This window comes from Aeromonas sp. S12(2024), assembly GCF_041402305.1.
Taxonomy (GTDB): Bacteria; Pseudomonadota; Gammaproteobacteria; order Enterobacterales; family Aeromonadaceae; genus Aeromonas; species Aeromonas veronii.
In genome coordinates this window covers 36,931-62,116 of record NZ_JBGLRB010000016.1, presented here as the reverse complement: position 1 = coordinate 62,116, position 25,186 = coordinate 36,931, and the positions used below count along the sequence as shown (strand labels likewise).

23 protein-coding genes are annotated in these 25,186 nt (G+C 60.7%); 3 read left to right on the top strand and 20 right to left on the bottom strand.

Annotated features, from left to right (window positions below; translation table 11 throughout):
• Positions 1 to 13: 13 nt before the first annotated feature.
• The 15 genes from ACB035_RS15420 to ACB035_RS15350 all read right to left on the bottom strand — a co-directional run bounded on the left by ACB035_RS15420 (position 14) and on the right by ACB035_RS15350 (position 13,035).
• On the bottom strand, positions 14 to 943 hold the full coding sequence (locus ACB035_RS15420) for a PilW family protein (protein WP_371167619.1): 930 nt from the start codon (positions 941 to 943) through the stop codon (positions 14 to 16).
• A complete protein-coding gene (locus ACB035_RS15415; protein WP_201954087.1) occupies positions 943 to 1,503 on the bottom strand; it encodes a prepilin-type N-terminal cleavage/methylation domain-containing protein in 561 nt (186 codons plus the stop codon). Before ACB035_RS15415 ends, ACB035_RS15420 begins: the two co-directional genes overlap by 1 nt.
• Entirely contained in the window at positions 1,490 to 1,984 is a 495-nt protein-coding gene (locus ACB035_RS15410) for a prepilin-type N-terminal cleavage/methylation domain-containing protein (RefSeq protein WP_139405096.1), read from the bottom strand. The genes ACB035_RS15415 and ACB035_RS15410 overlap by 14 nt, the downstream gene beginning before the upstream one ends.
• Before the next feature lie 59 nt (positions 1,985 to 2,043).
• Positions 2,044 to 2,487, bottom strand: a complete 444-nt coding sequence (locus tag ACB035_RS15405) for a prepilin-type N-terminal cleavage/methylation domain-containing protein (RefSeq protein WP_120416282.1) — start codon at positions 2,485 to 2,487, stop codon at positions 2,044 to 2,046.
• A 14-nt stretch (positions 2,488 to 2,501) separates the two neighbouring features.
• Complete coding sequence (locus tag ACB035_RS15400; protein ID WP_371167618.1) at positions 2,502 to 3,173, bottom strand: type II secretion system protein; 672 nt, start codon at positions 3,171 to 3,173, stop codon at positions 2,502 to 2,504.
• Between the two features lie 77 nt (positions 3,174 to 3,250).
• Positions 3,251 to 3,712 (bottom strand): hypothetical protein, encoded by a 462-nt coding sequence (locus ACB035_RS15395; RefSeq protein WP_005340030.1) that lies wholly within the window; start codon positions 3,710 to 3,712, stop codon positions 3,251 to 3,253.
• A 77-nt stretch (positions 3,713 to 3,789) separates the two neighbouring features.
• Positions 3,790 to 5,010 carry a type II secretion system F family protein gene (locus ACB035_RS15390; RefSeq protein ID WP_335812750.1) on the bottom strand — a complete coding sequence of 407 codons (1,221 nt, stop codon included), beginning with the start codon at positions 5,008 to 5,010 and terminating at the stop codon, positions 3,790 to 3,792.
• Positions 5,011 to 5,013: 3 nt separating this feature from the next.
• Positions 5,014 to 6,723: an MSHA fimbrial ATPase MshE gene (gene mshE / locus ACB035_RS15385; protein WP_371167617.1), complete on the bottom strand. Its 1,710-nt coding sequence runs from the start codon at positions 6,721 to 6,723 to the stop codon at positions 5,014 to 5,016.
• A gap of 74 nt (positions 6,724 to 6,797) precedes the next feature.
• Positions 6,798 to 7,892, bottom strand: a complete 1,095-nt coding sequence (locus ACB035_RS15380; RefSeq protein ID WP_371167616.1) for a tetratricopeptide repeat protein — start codon at positions 7,890 to 7,892, stop codon at positions 6,798 to 6,800.
• Positions 7,889 to 8,779, bottom strand: coding sequence for an ExeA family protein (locus tag ACB035_RS15375; RefSeq protein ID WP_005348609.1), 891 nt, complete (start codon positions 8,777 to 8,779; stop codon positions 7,889 to 7,891). Before ACB035_RS15375 ends, ACB035_RS15380 begins: the two co-directional genes overlap by 4 nt.
• A gap of 92 nt (positions 8,780 to 8,871) precedes the next feature.
• The gene (mshL, locus tag ACB035_RS15370; RefSeq protein ID WP_371167615.1) at positions 8,872 to 10,539 is read right to left on the bottom strand and encodes a pilus (MSHA type) biogenesis protein MshL; all 1,668 of its coding nucleotides are present in this window, start codon (positions 10,537 to 10,539) and stop codon (positions 8,872 to 8,874) included.
• 70 nt (positions 10,540 to 10,609) lie between these two features.
• A complete protein-coding gene (locus tag ACB035_RS15365; RefSeq protein ID WP_005342886.1) occupies positions 10,610 to 10,939 on the bottom strand; it encodes an MSHA biogenesis protein MshK in 330 nt (109 codons plus the stop codon).
• Positions 10,932 to 11,579, bottom strand: coding sequence for an MSHA biogenesis protein MshJ (locus ACB035_RS15360; RefSeq protein WP_371167614.1), 648 nt, complete (start codon positions 11,577 to 11,579; stop codon positions 10,932 to 10,934). Before ACB035_RS15360 ends, ACB035_RS15365 begins: the two co-directional genes overlap by 8 nt.
• On the bottom strand, positions 11,579 to 12,172 hold the full coding sequence (locus ACB035_RS15355) for a PilN domain-containing protein (RefSeq protein WP_139476573.1): 594 nt from the start codon (positions 12,170 to 12,172) through the stop codon (positions 11,579 to 11,581). The genes ACB035_RS15360 and ACB035_RS15355 overlap by 1 nt, the downstream gene beginning before the upstream one ends.
• A complete protein-coding gene (locus ACB035_RS15350; RefSeq protein WP_040069497.1) occupies positions 12,172 to 13,035 on the bottom strand; it encodes a hypothetical protein in 864 nt (287 codons plus the stop codon). Before ACB035_RS15350 ends, ACB035_RS15355 begins: the two co-directional genes overlap by 1 nt.
• An 87-nt stretch (positions 13,036 to 13,122) precedes the next feature.
• Between ACB035_RS15350 and ACB035_RS15345 the strand changes: the two genes are divergently transcribed.
• Positions 13,123 to 14,046 carry a 1-aminocyclopropane-1-carboxylate deaminase/D-cysteine desulfhydrase gene (locus ACB035_RS15345; protein WP_371167613.1) on the top strand — a complete coding sequence of 308 codons (924 nt, stop codon included), beginning with the start codon at positions 13,123 to 13,125 and terminating at the stop codon, positions 14,044 to 14,046.
• Positions 14,047 to 14,122: 76 nt separating this feature from the next.
• Here the strand turns inward: ACB035_RS15345 and ACB035_RS15340 are convergent, their stop codons facing one another.
• A complete protein-coding gene (locus tag ACB035_RS15340) occupies positions 14,123 to 16,051 on the bottom strand; it encodes an EAL domain-containing protein (protein WP_076493535.1) in 1,929 nt (642 codons plus the stop codon).
• Positions 16,052 to 16,556: 505 nt separating this feature from the next.
• Between ACB035_RS15340 and ACB035_RS15335 the strand changes: the two genes are divergently transcribed.
• Together ACB035_RS15335 and ACB035_RS15330 are read left to right on the top strand one after the other, a co-directional pair.
• Positions 16,557 to 18,083: an EAL domain-containing protein gene (locus tag ACB035_RS15335; RefSeq protein WP_371167612.1), complete on the top strand. Its 1,527-nt coding sequence runs from the start codon at positions 16,557 to 16,559 to the stop codon at positions 18,081 to 18,083.
• A 310-nt stretch (positions 18,084 to 18,393) separates the two neighbouring features.
• Positions 18,394 to 19,491, top strand: coding sequence for a calcium:proton antiporter (locus ACB035_RS15330; RefSeq protein WP_005340008.1), 1,098 nt, complete (start codon positions 18,394 to 18,396; stop codon positions 19,489 to 19,491).
• A 145-nt stretch (positions 19,492 to 19,636) separates the two neighbouring features.
• On the opposite strand, the gene hutH is transcribed toward ACB035_RS15330, so the two are convergent.
• The 4 genes from hutH to hutI are packed head-to-tail and all read right to left on the bottom strand — an operon-like array spanning position 19,637 to position 25,109.
• The gene (gene hutH, locus ACB035_RS15325; protein ID WP_371167611.1) at positions 19,637 to 21,169 is read right to left on the bottom strand and encodes a histidine ammonia-lyase; all 1,533 of its coding nucleotides are present in this window, start codon (positions 21,167 to 21,169) and stop codon (positions 19,637 to 19,639) included.
• 4 nt (positions 21,170 to 21,173) lie between these two features.
• Complete coding sequence (gene hutU, locus ACB035_RS15320; RefSeq protein ID WP_371167610.1) at positions 21,174 to 22,883, bottom strand: urocanate hydratase; 1,710 nt, start codon at positions 22,881 to 22,883, stop codon at positions 21,174 to 21,176.
• Positions 22,884 to 22,936: 53 nt separating this feature from the next.
• The gene (gene hutG, locus ACB035_RS15315; protein ID WP_371167609.1) at positions 22,937 to 23,881 is read right to left on the bottom strand and encodes a formimidoylglutamase; all 945 of its coding nucleotides are present in this window, start codon (positions 23,879 to 23,881) and stop codon (positions 22,937 to 22,939) included.
• Complete coding sequence (gene hutI, locus ACB035_RS15310) at positions 23,874 to 25,109, bottom strand: imidazolonepropionase (protein ID WP_371167608.1); 1,236 nt, start codon at positions 25,107 to 25,109, stop codon at positions 23,874 to 23,876. The genes hutG and hutI overlap by 8 nt, the downstream gene beginning before the upstream one ends.
• Between the last annotated feature and the right edge of the window lie 77 nt (positions 25,110 to 25,186).

Here is a 25,186-nt window from a genome sequence, read left to right as displayed (position 1 = left end):
GAAAGCCTGTGGATCAGGGCACATTGAACACCTCTATCTTGTGGTTGAAGGTGACCGACTCCCCCTTGCGTTCGAACACAAAGCGCATGCCAAACTCCCCTTCGGCGTTAAACGCCGAGGTTTCCCGATAGAAGGTTCCAATACGAAGGGAATCGGCCATCAATACGCCTTGTGCAGGTAAGGATGCTCCAATGGGGGCAGTGGCACGGATCAGCGTGTTTCCTTCCACACAGTAACGTACCTGCTGGTTGGCAAAGTAGACCCGGCTGCCCGGAGAGAGACCAGCCAGGCTCTCGGCACTGGTATAGCGGATGGTTTGCGCTCCGGATACGGGCGTCAGCACATCCGTGACCCTGGCTACGCAGCGGCCATAATCGCAGCCAGCCGTGAGCGAACCGGCATTTTTGTCCGGCACAGGGAAGACGATCAGCTGATCATTTTTTTTGACGGCGGTGGCATCCACATCCAGTGGGTTGGCAGCAGAAGCCGGGGTCGCCATCACCAGCTCAAGGGTGGCCGTGCTCCCCGACATAGCACGGTTAAGCGCCAGATAGCGGCTGGAGGTGCTGATGGGCCAAAACCGCAGACAGGCACCGGAGTCGACCCATGCCCCGCCAGTCGTCTCGATCCGCTCCGATCCCGGCACCGCATCGCGCAGTTCGCGGTTAAGCCGCTCCATGGCGAAGCGGGCATCGCTCATCAACTGCTCACGGCTGCTGGCATCGCCATAAATCTGGGTACCGATACCGATAAACTGGCTGGTAAAGGTCGCCATTATCCCGAGCAGCAGGATGACCATCACCAGCTCGACCAGGGTAAAGCCACGATTACCCCGAGGTTTACGGTAGGTTCGATTGGCCGCCAGGCGTAATCTGGCGCCGGAGTTGGCTAGGGGCGCTGAAATTCTGGTAGACAGGCAACACCTGATAGCGGAGCGATCCATCAGTAGTTCCCCCGATAAAAGGAGAAATCGAGCACGCTCTGATCCGGTAGCTTGATCTGCAGATCAATGCGCTTGCCCACAGAGCAGGGGGCGGCACAACTCTTGAAGGTGCCGTCGCTGAAATCGGCTCCACGCACCGCAATTTTCACCTGATAGTTGCGATACTCCTCGCTGCTGACTCCCACCTCAGTTTGGGTCAGGGTGTTGGCATCCACCCAGCTACCTGCGGTATCGAAATCATCCACATCGTTATAGGCATAGGATGCGGGCTCGCCATCCGGGCCATAACTGGTGGAGCAGGAAGAGATGGTCACCCCTGCCACCTGCTCGCCACAACGATAACGACCACCATTATGATCCGAATGTTCATCAAACGACTTTTGCAAGATCTCGCCGGAGAGGCGCTGGGCAAGCTGGGCGGCGCGTACCTGCTGCACCGGATCCACCGCCTGCGGCGCCTGATTGATGAGTAAACCGAGAATGCCGGTCAGCGCCACCGCCAGCAGCACTATGCCGACGATCAGCTCGATCAGGGTAAAACCACGCTTAAGGGATCTCATGAATAAACCCCTCGGATTCAATCTTGATACGGCTGATTTCGCGGCCATCACTCACCAGCAAGGTACAACCGGTAGCACAGTTGCCTAGCGGTCTCCCCATCTGATCGAAGCGCAGCACGAAGCGGTTGTTGTTATCTAGGGAGATGGAGATACCGGCAGAGGGCGTAACCAGTCGACCACGAGTCTCCAACTGTGGAGTCCAGCCACTATTGGTATCCAAATTATCGCTGGCGGGACACGCAGCATAAGTACGGTGGGCAAAACGGGGAGAGGCAACCACCAGCTGGGTACAGCGGTTGGCAGGCTCATGCATATTGACGGTCTGTACCAGCCGCAAGCGGGTCAGCAGCTCGTCACGCACGGTTTGAGTTTCAAAGCCGCCTTTGCCCAGCCATTTGGGCACGGCAAAGGCGGCCAGAATCCCGAGTAACAGGATCACCAGTACCAGTTCAATCAGGGTAAAGCCCTTGGTTGCAGGCATGGGACTTCTCATCAGGGAAAAGAGAAAGCGAGGCCGAAGCCTCGCTTGTCCAGATATTATTACTTACAGTTCTTCAGCTCGACCTTAAACGGTACAGTTTCCGAAGTAGCTGCTGTATAAGTCACATAGCACTCGTTACCCTTGGTATTATCTGGATAGAAATCCGAGGAAGTAGCTGAAGCGCCAGATACTTTCCAACCATCCAAAGTGACAGCCGCAGAAACGGTATCAGCAGTTGGATAGCCGTAAATTACTTTAACACCCGTCATGCCGGTCAGAGCGGTTCCACCCGCAGCAGATGCTTTTTCCTGGCCTTCCAAAGCAGCCTTGCTATAAACCAAATTGGCTGCACTCTGCAGTGCAGATTGAACACCCTGCGCAGCAGACTTACGAGCATCATCCTGCAGATTCAGGAACTTGGGTGCAGCGGTGACCGCCAGAATACCCAGAATGATGATCACGATAACCAGTTCGATCAGGGTAAAACCCGCCTGTTTTTTCATTTCACTTTCCTCTGTTAATTAATATTTGTGGTCACCTGACCGGACGCCGGACGGTAACTGAAACTCATAAATGCATCAGTCTTGCCTTGCGGATCCTGATACTTGCCATCACTGCCCTTACTCAGACTATTGACCAGATAGTAACGGCAGACCGAATCCAGTCCATTACTGCTTACTGTGGCATAGTATTTCAGGTCATTGCCGCTACCGCGCACTTCATTGAAGCTGGCCGTAGCCTTGGGCGGGTTTTGCAGTAACCCCTCCCAAATATTGAGACAACGTTCGGCGGTCAGATTAGCCGGATCCACATCGGGATTACCGCTTGCGGTGGTATCCATCGGATAGCCGGGCGACAGCTCGCCGTTGCTGATCTGGGTATCGGTCGGAGTGGTCAGATAGAAGCGACTACCGTCATAGAGCACAGTATTGAGGCTGTCCTGTTTGGCGCGACCTTCCGCCTCCCATTGCGCCCGCACCAGTGAAACGCCGGTAGCAAAACCGCCAGAGACTCCCTCCACGCTGGCCTTTTTCGCTTCGTCAGTCACATCGAGAAAGCGCGGCAGTGCAGTCACCGCCAGGATCCCCAGGATCACGATAACGATCACCAGCTCAATGAGGGAGAAGCCGGCAGACAGTCTCCTCATCCCGTTTTCCGGCATTGATGGTGCCATTGGTTTCATTGTCATGCTCCCTCCGTAATGCCCCACATTATTTCATGCAGGCCCAAAAAAATCATGTAGTTGGGTCATATGATTAGTTTCATTCAAGGCTTTTTCATCACCCGCCCGTCAGAAAACTGATAAACCAGCCAATAACCATCCCACCCCATCTCGCAACCACTGCCATCGGGACGGGCCAGAACCTGCAGGGGAGGCATGCCCCCCTTCGTCTCACCCATCAGTGCCAGCCACAACTGACGGCAATTTTCCGAAGGGGATTGCAGCGGCACCAGCCCCAGGGGCCACCCTCGGGCGTCAAACTGCCACCCCTTGCCGGCGACATGCAGTGTCTGCGGGCGCCGCTCATCGAGCCAAATGCCGTGCAAACGCTGTGCCCGCTCGGCAAATTGCTCCCCCAGCAGGGTGAGGGTGAGCTGCTGCGCCTCTTCCCGGTGCCCCTGATAGCTACGCACCAACGTAGCAACAATCACCATCAACAGGATGATCACGGCGATCCGCCGATATCCGGTCAGCCAGCGATCATCCTGCTGCGTCTGTCTGCTCATCCAGCCCTCGACTCCACCGCTCACTTGCCTCTTACGGCTCTCATCATGTCCCACCATTCAAGCGTGAAGATGCCGAGTTACTTGCCGCGAACTGCGCGCATCATGTCCCACATGGGGGTGAAGATACCCAGTGCCAGGATCAGTACCATTACTGCCACGATCCCGATCAGGATCGGCTCGATCCGAGCGGTGAGACTCTTGAGGTCATAATCCACCTCCCGCTCGTAATACTCGGCCGCTTCGTGTAGCAGGTCATCGACCTGACCGGTCTCCTCCCCCACGGCGATCATCTGCATCACCAGCGGGGTGAACAGGCCGCTGCTGCTGGCGGTGCGCAGCAGGCTCTCGCCCCGCTCGATACCGGCGCGCATATCCCGCACTCGCCCCGCCATATAAGCGTTATCCACCGCATCGGCCACCAGGGTCAGCGCCGTGTTTAGCGGCACCCCGGCCTTGAGCATCATGGAAAAACTGCGGGCAAAACGGGCCAGCAGGGAGCGCTCTATGATGGTGCCGACGATCGGCAACTTGAGCTGCCAGCGGTGCCAGGTCAGCTTGCCCTTGATGGTGGCGACCCAGCGGCGCCAGCCGAACACCATCCCCACCAGAATAGCGAGCAGCAGCCACCAGTAGTTGACAAAAAAGTGCGAGGTGGCGAGCAGAATGCGGGTCGCCAGCGGCAACTCCACCCCGAACTTGGCGAACATGCCGGCAAACACCGGGATCACCATGATATTGAGGATCACCATGGCGATGCCGATGGCGATCATCACGAAGCTGGGGTAGCGCATGGCGGTCTTGATGCGCTTGCGGGTCTCCAGCTCCAGCTCGAAATAGTTGGCGAGCTGCAAAAAGGCCTCTTCCAGCTGACCTGTGTTCTCACCCACATGGATGATGGCGACAAACAGGCTGCTGAATACCTTGGGGTGCGCCTGCATCGAGCTCGAAAGCGGGCGACCGTTGCCAAGATCTTCCCCCAGCGAATGAAGCGCCCGCTTGAGCGGCTTGCTGTGAGTGCTCTCCTCCAGCCCGGCAATGGCGCGCAGGATCGGGATCCCGGCCCGGGTCAGGGCATACATCTGGCGGCTGAAGATCACCAGCTCGTCCAGCTTGACGCCACCTTCCAGCAACAGTGACCAGTCGATGGCGGCGGACTTGGCCTTGCCCGGTTTGAGTTCGGTGGGCATCACCCCGCGGCGCATCAGCTGCTCGGCGGCCGCCATCTCGTTGGCCGCTTCTACCACGCCACTGGTGGCGTTGCCCTGGCTGTCACGCCCCTTGTAGGCAAAGTTAGCCATCGCTTACCCCAAATCCTCGGCCAGTCGCAGCACCTCATCCACCGAGGTGATCCCCTGACGGGCATAATCGAGGGCAGTGAGGGCCAGCGGCCGGTAGTGTTCATGTTGCCGGGCCGCTTTGGCGAACCCTTCCGCATCGTTGCGGCGCAGGGCATCCATCATCGGCTGATCCAGCTCCAGCAGCTCGTAGACCCCGATCCGGCCGGAATAACCGGTAAAGTTGCAGCTCTGGCAACCCCGGCCCTTGTGATAGGTATGCTGGCCAGGCACCTCGCCGGAGAGCACGGTGAGCCAGGTGGCCTGCCCTTCGTCGGGCGCCTTCTCCTCGACGCAGTGCTCACATACCCGCCGCACCAGCCGCTGGGCGACCACCGCCCGCAGGGCACTCGCCACCAGATAGCCGGGCGCCCCCATGTCGATAAGGCGCAAAGCACTGGTCACCGCATCGTTGGTGTGCAGTGTGGTCAGCACCAGGTGACCTGTGATGGAGCCACGCAGACCGATCTCTACCGTCTCGTTGTCCCGCATCTCCCCCACCAGCAGGATGTCCGGATCCTGACGCAAGGTGGAGCGCAGCACATTGGAGAAGGTGAGGCCGATCTTGGGGTTGACCTGCACCTGATTGACGCGGGAGAGACGATACTCCACCGGGTCTTCTACCGTGATGATCTTGTTGCTGGACTGGTTGAGCTCGGAGAGAGCGCCATAGAGGGTGGTGGTCTTGCCGCTACCGGTCGGGCCGGTCACCAGAATCATCCCGTGCGGGCGTTTGAGCTGGCGACGGAAACGGGTCAGGATCTCAGGCGGCATGCCGGTCTCGGTCAGCGACAGGATGCCGGAGGATTGATCCAGCAGACGCATCACCACCGACTCGCCATATTGCACCGGCATGGTGGACATCCGCACATCCACATCGCGACCGCGCACCTTCATATTGAAACGGCCATCCTGCGGCAAGCGCTTCTCGGAGATATCGAGCCCCGCCACCAGCTTGAGGCGCAGCACCAGCGCCTGGGCGATGCGCACCTCGTTGAGGATGTTCTCGTGGAGGATACCGTCGATCCGCTGGCGAATGCGCAGCACTTTCTCGTCCGGCTCGATGTGGATATCCGACGCTCCCACCTGCACCGCATCCTCGAACAGGGAGCGCAGCAGCTTGGCCACCGTCGCCTCCCCCTCATCGTTAGCCCCTAGGTTACTGGAGCCCAGCTCGAAGCCGGAGTCCTGATACTCCTCCTGCAGCTGTTCGGCGAAGCTCTCGATCTCGCGGGTACGGCGATAGAGGCGGTCGAAATACTCCAGCAACTGCCCTTCCCTCGCCACCGCCAGCACCATGATGCGCGGGCTGAGCAGGGCGGCGACGGCATCCAGTGCGCTCAGATCAGCCGGATCCGACATCGCTACCGTCACCTTGTCGTCGGTGAGGTTGACCGCCAGCGCCCGATAGCGACGCGCCTGCACTTCCGGCAGCAGTGGCACCGCAGCTGCGTCGATGGTCAGGTTGTTGAGATCGAAGAAGGGCACATCCAGCTGGCGGGCGAGGAACTGCAACAGCTGCACCTCGCTGATAAAGCCGAGGTCGATGAGGGTGGTGCCCAGCTTGCGGCCGGTCTGACGCTGCTGCTGCAGGGCAAGCTGCAGCTGATCATCAGAGATGATCTGCTCTTGTACCAGCAGGTCGCCGAGGCGCATTTTCAGTCTGGGTTGTGCCATGTTTGCTCCGATCTCTGTTACTTCACACCCGTTGCCGCATCCGATTCCGCTTCGCTAATCGAACCTGCTGTTTATCAAGGGGTTAGTTGGCCAATTCGTTGTTCCAGCCAATTGGTCGACGCCTCGCCGAGGTTGCCGTGCAGCAGGGCGTTGCGATAGGCATCGAGCGCCCGCTGGCTGTGGCCCTGACCATCCTCGGCCACGCCGAGACCAAGCCACCAGCGGCCCTGATCCGGCTGCTGACGCAGCAGCTTCACATAGAGCGCCGCCGCATCGGCATTCTGGCCCAGCTCCTGAGTCAGTCCTGCCCAAGTGGCGTAGTAGTCCATGTTGCTGGCGAGATCCGGCTGATAGCCGGACAGCCAGCCAAGCGCCTGCTGCTGTTGCCCCTCGCTGATGGCAAGGCGGGCCAGTAGCAGACGAAAATCGGCCTGTTGGGGATCGAGCCGGATCCCCTCTTCCAGCAGCTGACGCGCCTCGGTCAGACGGCCCTCGCCGTAGAGCAGCCCCGCCAGCTGCTCGCGCGCCCCCTGATTGTAGGGATCGTGGGCCAGCACCTGATAGTAGTTGTCCTGCGCATCCCGCAGGCTTCCCTTGGCCATGGCGGTGGTCGCCTTGCGCTCCGCCAGTGCCGCCAGCTCCTTGGCCGACAGCTCGACCGTCTCGATCTTCAATACGCTCGGTTTGCGGGGCGTGCTGGCGACGGCCTGCTGCTCTGCCGCCAGTTCGGCGTAAAGCTCGGGCTGCAGCTCTTCATCGGTCGGCTCCGTCTCGTCAACATCGCTGGAGGCATCAAAGGGCGCACCGTCGGCCATGCCATCCGAGTCACTCTCGCCTGCCTCATCATTCACCTCATCCTGGCTTGGCAGCGGCAGCGAGGCCGCAACCTCGACCGGCTCGACCTGGCTGACTGGCGCGGCGGCCCTTGCCACCACATCGGGAGTCACCGCATCGGGAGCTAGCACTTCGCTGGCAGCCGAGACGATATGGGTCTGCTGCCAGTAGATCCAGGTTCGCCAACCAAGGATCCCCAGTGCCAGACCGCAGATCAGGGTCAGCAGCAACATCCACCATCCCTGCTGGCGCGCAGGGGCAATATAGACAGCAGCACCTTCGGATCCTTGCTGGCGCCGGTCCAGATCTTTCAGCATCTGGTTGATAACGCTCATGGCCAGACTCCATAAGCCAGGGCGCACCCCAGCAACAGTAACAGGGGCCACCAGCGCCGTGGCGCAAAGCGGCGGGCATCGTCGGTATCGCGAATGGCGAGCCGTACCAGACGGCTATCGACCTGACGCACACCCTGACCATAGGCCAGCATCAGGCACTTCTGCGCCAGGATATTGATAAGTCTCGGGATCCCTCGCGATGCGCGCCACAACAGACGCATGGCGCGACCTGCAAACAGCGGTGCCCCGCGGTAACCGGAGACCTGCAATCTGTGCTCCAGATAGGCGCGGGTCTCGTCAAAACGCAGCGGCCGCAGGCAGTAGGAGAAGCCAATCCGCTGGCGCAGTTGGCGCAGATGCGGCTTGCCCAGTCTGGCATCCAGCTCCGGCTGGCCGAACAGCACGATCTGCAGCAGCTTGCTGGATTCGGTCTCGAGATTGCCGAACAGGCGGACCGCCTCCAGCGTCTCGTCCGGCAGCGCTTGCGCCTCGTCGATCAGCACCACCACCCTGCAGCCCTGCTGGTGCAGGCTGATCAGGTGACGATGGATACGATCGGTCAGATCCAGCTCGCTCTGATCCCGTACCGCCAACCCCAGCTCCAGCGCCAGCGCGATGCGCAGCTCGGCCGGAGTGAGATGGGGATTGGGCAACCAGGCAAGCCGCACCGGACGCGCTTCCGAACCCAGCTCGCTGAGCAGCTTGCGGCAGAGCAGGGTCTTGCCGGTGCCTACCTCGCCGGTCACCTTGATAAAGCCCTCCCCCTGCGCCAACGCCCAGTTGAGCACCTGCAGCGCCTCTTCGTGAGGCGGCAGGCCGTAGTAGAAGCCGGTATTGGGAGTGAGGCTGAACGGTGCCTCCTGCAGGCCGAAGTGGGTCAGGTACATGAGATCTCACCTGCCACGACAAGCAAGCAGCCTGTGCTGGCAAGGCAGCACAGGCCGTTCGGGATAAGGGTGACCGCATCTGGTGTCATGGGTCAGCCCTTGGCCGGATACCACTTGTCGAGCAGCTCGGAGGAGCGTTGCAGCTCGTTTTGCCAGGTATCTTTCTCCACCACGGTCGGTTTGAGCATGATCACCAGCTCCACCTTCTTGGTGCTCTCGCGGCGGTTGGTAAAGGCTTCACCCACCCAGGGAATATCCCCCAGCAGCGGCACCTTGCTGACGATCTCCTGCTTGTCGGTCTTCATCAGACCGCCAATAACGATGATGTCACCGTTATTGGCCTGCACCACGGTATCGGATTCGCGTATCGAGCTTTTCGCCAACGGCAACACCAGCGTATCGCTGTCTGTCACCTTTATGGTCTTGGTTTGCTCTTCAGTATCGATAACGGAGGGATGGATATGCAGCAGCACCTTCCCCTCTTCATCGATCTGTGGTGTTACATCCAAAGAAATACCTGAGAAGAAAGGGGTCAACTCTACATTGGGCGTTGTTCGATCACCGCTCGTCGTGCTCACGGTTGTTGTCGATGCATTGGTGACGAAATATTCGTCCGTGCCCACCTTGATCACCGCCTTCTGGTTGTTGGTCGCGGTGACACGGGGGCTGGAGAGGGTATTCACATCGCCCTGAGTCTTGAGCAGGTTGACCGCTACATTGAAGTTGCCGTCAGAGACCTTGAAACCGGCGCCGCCACCCAGTGCAGTGAAGATCTGATTAGGGGTGGTGGGTAACTGGGTATTGGCCAGTGAACCGCCACCGGTAATCCCCTTGTTGCCATCCCAGCTGGCGGAAAGACCGCTCCAGTCCACTCCCTGCTCATACCCTTCGTTGAGGGCAACTTCGATGATCCGCGCCTCCAGCACCACCTGCCGCTTGAGGTGACTATCGGATTGATTCAGGAATTCACGCACTGCCTTGAGCTCTTTCGGGTAGGCGCGAATGGTGACCAGACCCGCCTGCGGGCTGGTGATCACCGCGCGACCATCACCCGTGCCAATTAGGGTCTGCAGAGAGTCGCGCAGATCGGTCCAGTAGTCGCTGTTGGTATCGGTCTCGATACGGGAGCCATTGCTGCTGTTGCCGTTCGAGTTGTTGCCGGAGGAGTTATTGGTGCTGTTGTTGTTCGATGCACTGTCAAAACTGCTGTCGCTGCTGTTATTGCTGTCATTGGCCGTCACCCCGCCGGTGCTGACCGAGGTGCGGGAGAGGCCACGACGGGACATCATCAGATAGTTGACCGGGATGGTTTCAGTACGCAGACCCGCCGGATAGATATGGAAGACATTGCCCTTGCGCTGCACGTCGAAGCCGTACATATCGCCCACCACCGCCAGCACCTCCGGCAGAGTCACATCCTTGAGCTCGACGGAGACCAGCCCGGCCACCCCGGGGTGAACCGCCACGCTGTAGCGGGAGCCCTTGAACAGGGAACCGAAAAACTCCACCGCCTCCACATCGTGAGCCGCGATACGAAGCCGCTTCTCCGGCATGCCGACCGGCATCTGCGGCCGGTTCAACTGCAGCAATTCACTTTGCACCGATTTGGGCAACGCGGTCAGAGGGGCAGCCTGTTTCTGCTGTTCGTTCATGGCCTGTTTGAGAGCATCCTTCGCCTGGGTCGGCTCGGGGTGCTGATACGTGGTACAGCCTGTAGCCATCATGGCCACGGTGATCAGACAGAGACGGTGTTTTTTCATGTAATTAGGGCACCCTGACTTGCAATTAAACTCGATAAAGCCGATTCACCTCTCGAGAGGCAAGCACGACTCAAACCCGGATCTTGCTGGCAAACAGTGTTACCGCATGGCGTTTTCCCGCCTTTTCCAGCACCACGGCATCGGCATTGATGGCCACCAGCGTATAGCCGTCCACCTGTTGCCCGACCCGATAACTCTTGCCATTGAGTACCGCCAGTGCCGGGCCATTGCCCAGCACCACACTCTGCAGCTTCGGCAAACCGGCGCTGCTCTCGCCGGTCGCACGGGCGCCAACCGCCACATCAGCCAGCGGCGCGGTGGGATCCTGCAATACCTCGACCTGCTCCGCCTGTACCAGCAAGCTGAACAGGCAACAGCACAACGCAAACACTCTAGCCACGGATAAACTCCTTGCTGGTACTCAGGGTGTAGATCTCCATCTCCACCACCGCGCCGGGATAGGCCTTGACCTGATAGTCGAACTGCTTCCAGTAGAAGTGACGCGGCAAGGCTTCCAGCGCTTTAAGATATTGATACACATCGAAATAGCCGCCTTCAAGCTGAAGCCGGATACCGTGCTTGTAGAGATTGACCTTCTGCTCCCCCGCCATCAGCGGGGTCGGCTCCAGCGAAGTGAGGGCCAGCATGTGAAGGTTGGCGGAGCGGGAGAGCAGCGCCTCCAGCACCAGCGGCATCTCGTGCGCCGGGATCAGATCGACGGTCTGGGCCTTCAGCTCATCGTCGATCCGGGCCAGATCCGCCTCGACTTGCGCCAGCTGGTCGCGAACGCCCTGATTGGGATCCCGCTTGAGCCGGGCCTGTTTGCCGAGGTTTTCCAGCTCCATGATCTCGAGGTCGCGCTCGGCGGCGCTCAGGGCCATGCGATCCTGCTGCAGGCGGGTATCGGCGCCATCGAGCCAGCCGTAGAGTCCGGCCGCGCCCAGCAGCACCAGACCGGTCAGCAGGATCAACACCCGCTCCCGCTGGCTCAACAGGGCGATACGCTGGCCCCATGCCTGCCATTGTGCTTTCAGATTCATCAGGGTTTCTCCCGCGCAATGCCGCTCAACTGGAAGGTCAGGCGACCCTCCTTGTCACGGCCGAGGGTCAGTTCACCAAACTCCTTGCCTACCAGACTCGGGGTCTGCTTGAAGCGGTTGACCCAGGCCGGTACATCCTGACTGCGTCCGGCAAAGCCGGAGAGGTTGATCCGCCCTTCGTTGATCTCGATGCGCTGCAGCGAGAGGTTGCTGTTGCGAATGCGGGAGAGATCCGCCATCACGCTGGCATAGCCCTGGGATTTTTGCAGGGTCAGGCTGCCCAGCTGGCGCATCAGCCCCTGCTTGGCCGTCAGCTCATCCTGCTTGTTGACCAGTTGCTGTTGCAGCCTGGGATCTGCCTGATGGCGCGCCAGCTCAGCATCGAGCCGCTGCGCCTCGCTGCGCTTGAGTTCCAGCTCGGCAGAGCGCTGCGCCAGCGCCCGGCTGACCTGCTGCTGCTGCCAGCCGTAACCGACACCCGTCAACAGGATCAGCAACAGCGCAAAGCCCCATACCAGCGCCATCTGATTGAGGCTGGCCCACTGCCGCTTGGGGCGAAACTCGGCGCCATAGAGGTTTATCTGACGTTTCATCACGCATCCTCCCCGATGGCGGCGGCGTAGGCCGAGAGGTATTCGACGCCGGCCAGGATCGCCTTGTTGGCCATGGCGGAGACGGCAAAGCCGAAGGTCTGCTCCATGTGACGCACCAGGGTACCGATAAAGGGCGAGGCGACGGCAAACTGCATCTGCCCCAGCTCGGGCAATTTCAGCTGGCCCGCCAGATAGTCGAGGGAGCGCTGGATCTCCAGCGCCAGTGAATCGAGCAGCATACTGTCCGGCTCATGTTCGCCAGTCAGGCTGGTGAAACCGCGCAGCTGGCGGGAGAAGCAGAGCCCGCCCTGATGGAAGACCAGCAGTTGCAGATCCTGCCCCTTGGGCTGCCACAGCAGCATGCGCACCGTGTCATCCGCGTCATAGAGAGAGGTGAGCGCCAATTCGTCGCTGATGATGGATTGCAGGGTAGCGATGCCGTTGATGGCATCGGCCAGCTGCTGCACCCGGCTCTTGGGCAAGCAGATCACATTGATGCGCGGGCGACCGGCAGGCGGGGTGGGCAAGTCCACATAATCCATCGCCAGTTGCAGCACGGGTTCGCTGACATAATCCTTGATAGCCCAGGGGAGCGCTCCCGCCATCTCGGCGTCAGGCACGGCAGGCTTGTCGATCTGGATCTGTTGATAAAGGCTGGCGGCGAGGGCCACCCGCACCGTAGACTTGGCCAGCCCATGACGGCTGAACAGCTCGTTCATGGCCACTGCCCACTCCTGTGGGCCGTTGATGGTGCGCGTCGCGAAGACGGGGGGATTGCCCACCGCAGCCAGCATGATCCTGTCATTGGCCAGCAAGAGCCCGACCTGGCGGCTTGGCGTCGACCGTCTGAACAGTTGTTTCATGTAAGCCCGCCCATCAATAGTGATTAAATGTATGAAATATTAACATAAACAGCAGATTAGCCTCCAGATTAAAAGACGGACTCACCATTGCAAGCCAGCCTTTCCGCCGAGTCAGAGGGTCAAGCCATCCTCCCTTCCCCCCTGCAACGCCTCCACCATCCGTTGCTGACCTGCTATGGCGTCGAGCTGTGGTGCAAGCGGGATGATCTGATCCATCCGGCCATCTCCGGCAACAAGTGGCGCAAGCTCAAATACCATCTGCTGCATGCCAAAGAGCACGGCAAACGGCACCTGCTCTCGTTTGGTGGCGCCTACTCCAATCATATCCACGCGCTGGCGGCAGCGGGGTGCCAATCTGGTCTTCGTACTACCGGTATCATACGGGGCGAATATGACGCCGTCAGTAACTCTACCCTGCGGGATGCCCGGCACTGGGGCATGGATCTCGTTTTTGTCGACCGCCAGAGTTACCGGCGACGGCAGGATCCCGACTGGCTGGCCCAATTCGATGCACCCGATACCCTGATCGTGCCGGAAGGGGGTAGCAGCACGCTGGCCATCCCCGGGGTGGCAGAACTGGTCGGCGAAGTGCCCTTCTCGCCGGATCTCTGGGTACTGCCCTGCGCCAGCGGCGGCACTCTGGCGGGCCTGATCGCCGGCAAACGGGATCGGGAGCAGATCCTCGCCATTGCGGTACTGAAAGGTGGCGGCTTTATCGCTGACGAGGTGTGTCGCCTCCATCCCGCGGCTGCCAATATCCCCGGCTGGCGCATCGCGCTCGATCACCACGATGGTGGCTATGCCAAGTTCAGCCCGGACCTCTGGCAGTGGGTGCAGAATTTCAGCGCCACAACCGATCTGCCCCTTGAGCCTATCTACAGCGGCAAGGCGATGTGGGGTCTGTTTCGCGAGCTGGCGGCGGGCCGCATCGCCCCCGGCAGCAAAATCGTCTTTATCCACACCGGCGGCATGCAAGGACTCGCCGGGCTGCGGGAGCAGGGCCGACTGTAATCCCCGCCTGACAGCAACCGCAAACAGCATCGCAAGCAACAGAGGGTCGCCCCAAGGCGACCCTCTGTTGTTTATCTCAATCACCAGCCGGTTCCAGCACCAGCCGCTGGGGCTCGGCAAACCAAGGCCCCTGCCCGGCATGCACCCCGAGGTGGCGCAGCATCTTCCACTCGTCGCCACTCTCCACCCCCACTGCCAGCACCCGGGTGCGGGTATTGGCGCAGCCGCCGACCAGACTGCGGACCGCCATCTGGTTGACCTGACGGGCATGGATCTCCCGTACCAGGCTGGGGTGCAGCTTGAGGAAATTGATCTCGAACTCCTTGATGTACTGGGTGCTCACCACATCCTGACCGGCATGATCGATGGCCAGCTGGCAACCCAGCATCCGCAAGGAGCGCAGCGGCCGCTTGAGCGCCTCGAAGTGGCGGGTCACCTGGGATTCGGAGAGTTGCAGGATCAGCCGCTCGTTGGTGCTGCGCGGCAGCTGGAACAGGGCGAAGAAGAGCCAGCGCTGGAACTCGCGATTGAGCAGGCTCTGGGCACTGAGGGTCAGGCTGATGGGGCAGCTCTGCTCGGAGCGCTGACGCAGCAGGGTGAGGGTCTGCTCCGCCACCAACCGATCCAGTTGCAGCAACAAGCCCACCTTCTCCGCCATCGGCATGAAAATACCCGCCTGCAGGGCACGCCCCTGCTCGTCGTGCAGATAGGTGAGCAACTCCTGCTGCAGCACCACCTGCCCCCGATCCTGCTGGATCGGCTGGGTATAAAATTCGATGCCGTGCTCTTCGAGACGGCGGCTGATCAGGGTGCGCCAACGTACCGTCCCCTTGCTGCTCTGCTCCTCATCCAGCTGCTTCTCGTAGAGGAACCAACCGTTGTGGCCCTGTAGACGGGCGCTCTTGAGGGCCAGCTCCGCCTCCTCCTGCACCTTGAGCAGGCTGTCTTCTGCCTGATAACAGACGGCGCCGAGATAGACCGCAGTCTCGGGGTTGACCTCCTGCGGCCAGTGCAGCCGTTGCAGGCTCTTGAGCAGCTGGCTGGCGCTATCCACCATCTCGCTCTCGGACATATTGGGCAGCAACACCGCAAAAACCTGACCGGCGTAGCGGGCCTGCAGGGCACCGTTGTGTTTGCGCACGAAGGCACCGATGGTGGCGCTCGCCTCCATCATCAAATCGTGCCCCAGCAACTCGAACTGATCGGCCTCCAGCTCCTCCAGACAGGCGAGATCGATCAGCAGCACGCCGCCGCTCATCACGCTCGCCTCCATGATGGCGCTCTCCAGCCGGTTGTCGAAAAACAGCCGGTTGCCGATGCCGGTCATCTTGTCGACGAAGGCGTTACTGCGAATGAAGTTGTCGAAGCGGCTGCGCTCCTTGCGGGCATCCGCCAGCTCGGCGAGCAGATGATCGAGGGCCTGACTGGCGGCCACCGGCCACTCTTCGGCGGGGTCATGACTCAGTTTGGAGAGCTTGTCATCGAGGATCAGCTGGGCGCGAATGCCCAGCAGCTCGGCCCCGCGCAGCTGCTGGCGCAGCCAGCGGATGGAGTACCAGAGACCGAACACCACGATAAAAATGCCCAGCGAGATGCCGGACATCGCCTTGATGGAGTATTCCGCCTCCTTGAAGGGGCGCTCCAGTTTGAAGTTGGCCTGCATGCCGGCCTGATGGGGCAGCGGGTGGCTGTATGGCACCAGCAGCTGTTCGTCGACCGGATTGCGCACATCGCGGAACCAGTAGACCCGCTGGTTATTCTGGCGCACCTCCAGCTCTACCACATGGGCAGCCCGCAGCAGGGTGGGCAGCCAGTGGCTCATATCTTCCATGTCGTGAGCAACATCGAGCTGCTTGTCGATCACTTCGACCAGCGCATCGACCTTCTTTTGCTGCAACTCCATGCCCAGCTCGCGAAAGCTGAACACCCCGCCAATCAGCACGGTCGCCATGGCTGCGATCACGCAAAGGGTGATAAATGAGACAAGCTGTGTAGTGAGTTTCATGCGCCTTTCCGTATGCCCAGCATCATCCATGTCGCCTCATGGTAGCAGCGGCGATCGGGCCACAGCTATGGATGAAGATCCCGCTTCTGCAATTTAAGCGGGCAAGCATAACCCAAAGCAGAGGGAGAATACCAAGGATGACGGGCTACAGATGCGGGAAAGGGGCGGGATGACAGACAGAAAAATGGTCCCTCAAAGGGGACCAAAAGGAACACTCATATCAAAACTAACACTCTGTGCTACTGACAAAAAACAGATACAGGAGTATTGAACACACGGTGAGTCAAACCGCAGGGCTACTCTAATGCAGTTCGGATAAGCTGAGCAATTGTCATTTATGACAGGTCAGCGATTGAATCTAGCCAAAGTTAATAATAAACACATTTAAAATCATGCAGTTAAAAAATCAATCAACAAGTGTGACAAGTCGGACTCAAATTGATTGCACTAATGCTCTATGATGGCTAAGTCCATTTGTGTCTCATGAAACTGGCAGGTACTTCCTTTGCGTAAATCACCCGTCTGGATCGCTCTGTTGCTGTTCGTCCTGCCTGTCGTGGGCAGCCAGTTTCTCGGCCTGTGGTTTGCCAAGCCGATGGCCTTTCATCTGCTGGAAGAGAAGGTTGCCGAGCTCAAGGGAGCCATGGCCGTACGTCACCGGGAGCTGGATGCCGCCATCAACAAACAACTGGCACAATTTGAGTTCAACTGCGGCGCCAAAGACATGGAGCTGCTGCGCGATCCGCGCTTCTACAGCGCTCATATCCGCCTGCAAGGGTTGGAGCTCGCTTCCGGCAACAGCTGCTCCAGCCTGGGGGTGGAGATCCCGCTGATCAAAGAGCTCCAGAACAGCGGGCAGAAGTTTGGCAAACTGGGGATCACCGCCACTGTGGCCAAATACAATACCGAGCAGGAGCTGATGGCCTTTTACCGATCCGGTGACAACCTCGCCTACTGGGTGCTGGATAACAGCTGGAGCCACGACCTGCTGCAACACCCCTGCAGCCACTGCTTCTATCTGGAGTTCAGCCGACAGGATACCGATGCAAGCACAGTCCACTTCCCCCGTGGCGACAAGGAGATCAAACAGGAAGAGAGCAATATCAGCCTCAGTTTCTTCGATCCCAATGAACTCACCAAACAGACGATCTGGGCGGGTAAAGCGCTGGAGCAATATGTCCATGATCAACTCAATCACTACGGTCTCTGGTTCGGTATCGCGCTCGGCGCCCTGTTAAGCGTCACATACTGGCTGCTGCGCAGCTATCGGCGCTCCCTCAAGGGACTGCTGCAAACAGGGTTGATCCGCAGGGAATTTATTCCCCTCTACCAACCGATAGTGGATGCCCGTACCCACCAAGTGGTGGGATTCGAGGCGCTGCTGCGCTGGCAGCGGGGAAACGAGCTGATCCCCCCGGGCACCTTTATCGAATATGCAGAGGAGCAGGGGCTGATCCTGCCGATGACTGAACAGTTGCTGGAGCAGGTGATCACCGACCTGCCGCAGCTGGCGCCAGAGCAGTGGGTCAGCGTCAATCTGGTGGCGGCCCATATCGAGCAGCCCCTGCTGCGCACCCTGCTCGCTCACAGCCAAAACCCCTCACCCGCCCGGCTCACCTTCGAGCTGACGGAGCGCAAGCCGATCCTCGACATCAAGGCTGCCACCGAGGAGATCACCCTGCTGCAACAGATGGGGTATCACTTCAAGCTGGATGATTTTGGTACCGGCTACGGCGGCTTTGCCTACCTGCAGAGCCTGGGGATCCGCCAGATCAAGATCGACAAGATGTTCGTCGATACCATAGGCACCAACGACCTCAAGCGCAGCGTACTGGATGCCATCATCGTCTTCGGTCGGGAATCGGGCATGGAGATGATCGCCGAAGGGGTCGAGAGTCAGCTGCAGGTCGACTATCTGAGCCAGCACGGCGTCTATCTGATCCAGGGCTACTTCTTCGGCAAGCCCATGCCGCTGAAGATACTGACCCACTGGCAACGGGAGTGGCAGTTGCAACACCAGCAGGCCAGCTAACGCAGATATGGCAGGATCTGGCCGTGAAACGGTTTGGCTAGCAGCTCGACATCATCAGGTTGATGCTGGCGGTAGCGCCGTAACCCTACCCGGCCATCAGGCGGGTAAATCCCCCTGCAGACCCAGGCCCGGCTCCATGGTGAAATCAAACCGTCTCCTGCCACCCCTTATTTACATTCAGCAACAAAATGATCTGCCCTGACGGGGATAACAACCTTTATCATAAGGAGCCGGTTATTGCGCAACCGATAACCGAGCAGCCTGTTTATGTCATCCGGTCGTCAAGACCCCCAATAGAGAACCATTGCCTATGAAGACAGTTATCCGGCAAGAGATTGCCCTGCCCGTTGGCCTGCTGACCCTGCTCTTTTTCAAGACCCTGGGCAGTGACCTGCTGACAGAGACAACTCCGCTCGGGATCTATCTTCCGGTTTCGGCGGCACTACTGGCCATCGTCACCTGGGCCATCTTCTCGGTGGTGCGCCACTCCGATGCCCTCGCCATCAAGCTGGGCGAGCCCTTCGGCACCCTGATCCTCACCCTCTCGGTCATCTCGCTGGAGGTGGTGATGATCTCCTCGGTGATGCTGACCGGCGAGCCCAACCCCACCATGGCCCGCGATACCATGTTTGCGGTAGTGATGCTGGTGAGTACCGGTCTGGTGGGCTTCACCCTGCTGTTTGGCGGCTGGCGCTACCACACCCAGAGCTTCAATCTGGACGGGGTCAAATCCTATCTGGTGGCCATCATCCCTCTGGCCCTGCTCTGTCTGGTGCTGCCCAACTTCACCGAGGGTGGTGCAATCGGCAGTATGTCGCGCGCCATGTCGTGGATGCTGATCATCATCTCGATCCTGCTCTACGGGGTCTTTCTGCTCATCCAGACCCGCAGCCACAGCCACTTCTTCGTCGACAGCGATCACGAGGATTACGAGGAGCACCACGGCCCGCTGCAGAGCAACGTCTATCACACCATCCTGCTGCTCGCCTACCTGCTGGTGGTGATCCTGCTGGCCAAGACCCTGGCCATCCCCATCAACTACGGGGTGCATGTGATGGACGCGCCCGCCGCACTGGGCGGATTTATCGTGGCCTGCATCGTTCTGGCCCCCGAAGCAGTCGGCGCCATCAAGGCCGCCTTCAACAACCAGCTGCAGCGGGCAATGAACCTCTACTTCGGCTCTGTGCTGGCCACCATCGCCCTCACCGTGCCTGCCGTGCTCTTTATCGGCTCCATGCTGGATCAGGAGGTACGCCTCGGCCTCTCCCCCGCCGATATGGTGCTGCTGGTCACGACCCTGATGGTCTGTAAAGTAACCTTCAGCAGCGGCCGCACCAATGTGCTCCATGGTGCGACCCATCTGGTGTTGTTTGTGGTCTATCTGTTCCTGATGTTCGAACACGAATAACCGCGTTCAACCAACGTCAGAAACGCAAAGACCGCCCGATTGGGCGGTCTTTTGTTATCTGCTCCCGGCTGTCACCGGCGCCTGTGAAGCGGCGTCCCCCTCATCCCCAACCCTTCTCCCGCCGGGAGAGAAGGGTGACCAAGGCTTACAGACTGGGCAGCACCCCGGTCGGGATCAGGTCGTTGTAGCTGGCACGGCCCAGCAGGGCGGCGGCCGCTTCGATATCCGGCGCGAAGTACCTGTCCTTGTCGTAGAAGCTCACCTCTGCCCGCAGTCGCCCCTTGGCCAGCTCGATCAGCTCGGTACTGCGCAGCGGCGCGCGGAAATCGAGCCCTTGCGCCGCCGCCAGCAGTTCAACAGCCAGAATGCCGCGGGTGTTCTCCGCCATGTCTGCCAGCCGGCGGCCAGCGAAGGTCGCCATGGAGACGTGATCCTCCTGATTGGCCGACGTAGGCAGGCTATCCACCGAGGCGGGATGGGCCAGGGTCTTGTTCTCGGAGGCCAGCGCCGCCGAAGTGACCTGAGCGATCATAAAGCCGGAGTTGACCCCGCCGTTGTTGACCAGAAACGCCGGCAGACCGGACATCCGAGAGTCAATCAACAGCGCCATGCGCCGCTCTGAAAGTGAGCCGATTTCGGCGATGGCCAGCGCCAGATTGTCGGCGGCAAAAGCGACCGGCTCGGCATGGAAGTTGCCGCCGGAGAGGATATCTTCATCCTCGGCAAACACCAGCGGGTTGTCGGAGACCGCGTTGGCCTCGCACACCAGCACCTCGGCGGCCTGACGGATCTGGGTCAGGCAGGCACCCATCACCTGCGGCTGGCAGCGCAATGAGTAGGGATCCTGCACCTTCTCGCAGTTGTGATGGGACATGCCGATCTCGCTGCCATCCACCAGCAGGTGGCGATAGCAGGCGGCCGCATCGATCTGGCCACGCTGACCGCGTACTTCGTGGATGCGGGCATCGAACGGCCGGCGGCTGCCGAGCGCAGCTTCAACGCTCATGGCGCCGATGGTGATGGCACCGGCGTAGAGATCCTCGGCATGGAACAGCCCTTCCAGCGCAAAGGCGGTGCTCGCCTGAGTGCCGTTAAGCAGCGCCAATCCTTCTTTGGGTGCCAGTGCGATAGGCTCGAGCCCGGCAATTTTCAGTGCAGTAGCGGCGTCGATCTGCTCGCCCTTGTGGCGGGCCTTGCCTTCACCGATCAGCAGGCAGCTCATATGAGCCAGTGGCGCCAGATCGCCGGAGGCGCCGACGGAACCCTTCTTCGGCACCACCGGATAGACTTCGGCGTTGATGAGGGTCATCAGGGCCTCAAGCACCGTCAGCCGGATGCCGGAGAAGCCCCGCGCCAGCGAGTTGAGCTTGAGCACCATCATCAGCCGCACGGTAGCGTCATCCATGTACTCGCCAATCCCTGCCGCGTGGGAAAGCACGATGGAGCGCTGCAGCTCGTCCAGCTGCTCCACCGGAATGCGGGTGTTGGCCAACAGGCCAAAGCCGGTGTTGATGCCATACACCACCCGGTTCTGCTCGATCACCTTGGTAACCACAGCAGCTGAGGCGTGGATCCCCGGCAGCGCGGCCGGATCCAGTGAAACATGTACCGGCTCACGGCTGACGCGGCGCAGGGTAGCAAGATCCAGCTCACCCGGAGTAATAGTCAATTCAAACATGGTGTTACACCTTTCCTTTGACACCGTTGGCGCCGTCAATCATCGGCAGATCCAGTTTCGCCTCATGGGCACAGTTGATGGCAATCTCGTAGCCGGCATCGGCATGGCGCATCACACCGGTGGCCGGGTCGTTACGCAGCACGCGGCCGACCCGCTTGGCAGCGTCATCGGAGCCGTCGCAGACGATCACCACGCCGGAGTGCTGGGAGAAGCCCATGCCGACCCCGCCGCCGTGGTGCAGGGAGACCCAGGTCGCGCCACCGGCGGTGTTGAGCAGGGCGTTGAGCAGCGGCCAGTCGGAGACAGCATCCGAGCCATCCATCATCGACTCGGTCTCGCGGTTCGGGCTCGCCACCGAGCCGGAATCCAGATGGTCGCGACCGATGACGATGGGGGCTTTCAGCTCGCCGTTTTTCACCATCTCGTTGAAGGCCAGACCGAGCCGTACCCGATCCTTGACCCCGACCCAGCAGATCCGCGCCGGCAGTCCCTGAAACGCGATGCGCTCGCGGGCCATGTCGAGCCAGTTGTGCAGGTGAGGATCATCGGGGATCAGCTCTTTCACCTTCTGATCGGTCTTGTAGATATCTTCCGGATCGCCAGAGAGGGCCACCCAGCGGAACGGGCCAATCCCCTCGCAGAACAGCGGGCGAATGTAGGCGGGGACGAAGCCGGGGAAATCGAAGGCGTTCGCCACCCCCTCCTCCAGCGCCATCTGGCGGATGTTGTTGCCGTAATCCAGAGTCGCCGCGCCGCGCTCTTGCAGGGTCAGCATCGCCTCCACCTGACGGGCCATGGAGCGACGGGCGGCCAGATTCACCTCCTGCGGGGCGCTCTGTTGCAACTCGCGCCACTGGGCCACGCTCCAGCCCTGCGGCAGGTAGCCGTGCACCGGGTCGTGGGCGGAGGTCTGGTCGGTCACCACATCCGGTGTGATGCCCCGGGCCACCAGCTCGGCGAAGACGTCGGCGGCGTTGCCGAGCAGGCCGACGGAGACGGCGGTGCCGCCCTGTTTGGCCTCTTCGACCATGGCCAGCGCCTCATCCAGGCTGTGAGCCTTCTTGTCCACATAACGGGTGCGCAGACGAAAATCGATGCGGGTCTCGTCGCACTCGACGGCGATCATCGAGAAGCCGGCCATGGTAGCGGCCAGCGGCTGGGCACCACCCATGCCGCCGAGACCACCGGTCAGGATCCAGCGCCCTTTGGGTTCACCGTTGAAGTGCTGATTGGCCACCGCAAAGAAGGTCTCGTAGGTGCCCTGCACGATCCCTTGGGTGCCGATATAGATCCACGAACCCGCAGTCATCTGGCCGTACATCATCAAGCCCTTCTTATCGAGCTCGTTGAAGTGCTCCCAGTTGGCCCAGTGGGGCACCAGATTGGAGTTGGCGATCAGCACCCGCGGCGCATCCTTGTGGGTCTGGAACACCCCGACCGGTTTGCCGGATTGCACCAGCAGGGTCTGATCCTCCTCGAGCCGGGTCAGCACCTCGACGATCTTGTCAAAGCAGGCCCAGTTGCGGGCAGCGCGACCGATGCCGCCATAGACCACCAACGACTGTGGATGCTCGGCCACCTCGGGGTCCAGGTTGTTCATCAGCATCCGCAGCGGCGCCTCGGTGAGCCAGCTCTTGGCGGTCAGCTCGGTACCGCGCGGGGCACGGATCACGCGGTTCGGATCATGACGGGGATCCTGCTGTTGCACAGACATACACACTCCTTGTTGTATCAATAGGGTGCCTTCGGCGATATGCGGCCAAAGGGTTAACGGGTCAACAGATGAACCAGTCGCGCGGCCACGCGGGCACTGCGATTGTCCTGATCCAGCGTCGGGTTGTACTCGGCCAGATCGGCAAGCCTCAGCTTGCCGCTGGCCCGGATATGGGCAATGAGCGGTTCGATCACCGCCAGCTCCACGCCACGGGCGGCGGGGGCGCTCACTCCCGGCATCACGGCCGCCGGCAGCACGTCGAGATCGATGGTCAGATAGAGGAGATCACAATCGGCGATAAAGGCGTCCAGTCCGCTTAGCAAGGCTGGCAGCCCGGCCTGGGTCATCGCCTCGTCCAGCACATGCCACACACCCAGCGCCTTGGCACGGGCAAACAGGGCTTGGGTATTGGCGGTCTCGGCCACCCCAAGGCAGGCGTAGTGAAACGGTGTGCCCTGAGCGGCGCACTGCTCGGCAATCTGGAAAAAGGGGGTGCCAGAGCTGGCCTGCTCCTGCTTCATGCGCAGGTCGAAGTGGGCGTCAAAATTGATAATGCCGACTCGCCCCTGACCCGCCAGATGCAAGTTGAGGCCGCTCCAGCTACCGAAGGCCACCTCGTGACCGCCCCCCAGCACCAGCGGGAAGTGGCCCAAATCGAGCGCGGCAGCGACCCGCTCGGCCAGATGGCCGTGGGCGGCGTCGAGATTGCCATCGGTACAGCTCACATCTCCGCCATCGTAGACGGGACGGTTCAGGTGCCAGGCAGTGTTGGCCAGCAGCTTGCGCACCGCCAGCGGCGCCCCGGCAGCACCAATGCGCCCCTTGTTGCGGCGCACCCCTTCATCGCAGGCAAAACCAAGCAGTACTACACCGGCAGCCTCTTGTGCTCCGGCGGTCCAGGGCAGCACCTTGTCGTGCCAGCGCAGGGCCAGTTCGCCATCTTCCGGATCCTGCCGCCCCTGCCAGAGCGACATGTCGATCGGGTTGAACTTATCCATGGATGGTCTCCTCGCCGTTGAAGATGCGGCCTGCCAGCTGATCGACGCCGACCATGTAGCTCAACTCGGCCGGATGGGCGCAGTGCCAGATCAGGAAATCGGCAGCCATCCCCACCCTGAGCTGGCCAAGGCGCTCCTGCTCGCCAAGCGCTTTGGCGGCGTGGCGGGTCACCCCGACCATCGCTTCCACCGGAGTCAGGCCAAACAGGGTACAGGCCATGTTCATTGCCATCCGCAGCGAGACGATGGGGGCGGTACCCGGGTTGATGTCGGAGGAGACCGCCATCGCCACCCCCGCCTTGCGCAGGGCGGCAACCGGCGGCAGCTTGGTCTCTTTGAGAAAATAGAAGGCGGTGGGCAGCAGAGCGGCGACCACGCCACGGTGGGCCAGCGCCAGGATCCCTTCCGGATCCAGATACTCCAGATGATCCACCGAGAGGGCGCCAAAGTGGGCAGCGAGGGTGCTGCCACCGAGATTGGAGAGCTGATCCATATGCCCCTTCACCGGCAGGCCGTACTGATCCGCCGCCAGATAGACCTGCTCGGTCTGGGCCAGCGAGAAACCGATATGCTCGCAGAAGACATCCACCGCATCGGCCAAGCCCGCTTTGGCGGCGGCCGGGATAATCTCCTGACAGATGGTCTCGACCCAGCTGTCGGGGTCATCGCGATACTCCGGCGGCACCGCATGGGCCGCCAGCAATGTGGTCTTGACCCGGATCGGCAACGCCTCTCCCAGTCGGCGGGCCACCCGCAGCATCTTGAGTTCATCATCCAGCGTCAGACCATAGCCGGACTTGATCTCCACTGTGGTGACACCCTCGCGGATCAGGGATTTCACCCTCGGCAATGCCAGCTCGAACAGTTGCTCTTCGCTGGCGGCGCGGGTGGCACGCACCGTGCTGATGATGCCGCCGCCCCGACGGGCGATCTCGGCATAGGGCACCCCCTGCTGACGCAGCTCGAACTCCTCGGCACGGCTACCGGCAAAGACCAGATGGGTGTGGCAATCGATAAGGCCGGGAGTGACCAGCTTGCCCTGCATATCCTGCCAGTGAGCAGGATGGGGCCCCTTCAGTTCGGCCATCGGCACCAGCGCGTGGATCTTGCCATCTTTCACGCCGATGGCGTGGAGCGGCAGCAGGCCGTAGTCGGCCAGCTCATCATTCAGGGTAGCGGGCGTCACGTTGAGCCAGACCCGCTCGCAGTTCAACAGTTCCTTGTTCATAGCGACCTCAAATGTATATACATATTCTTATAGTCGATCTCTATGACGAAAGAAAGAGCGGTGTTCACATCCTGATA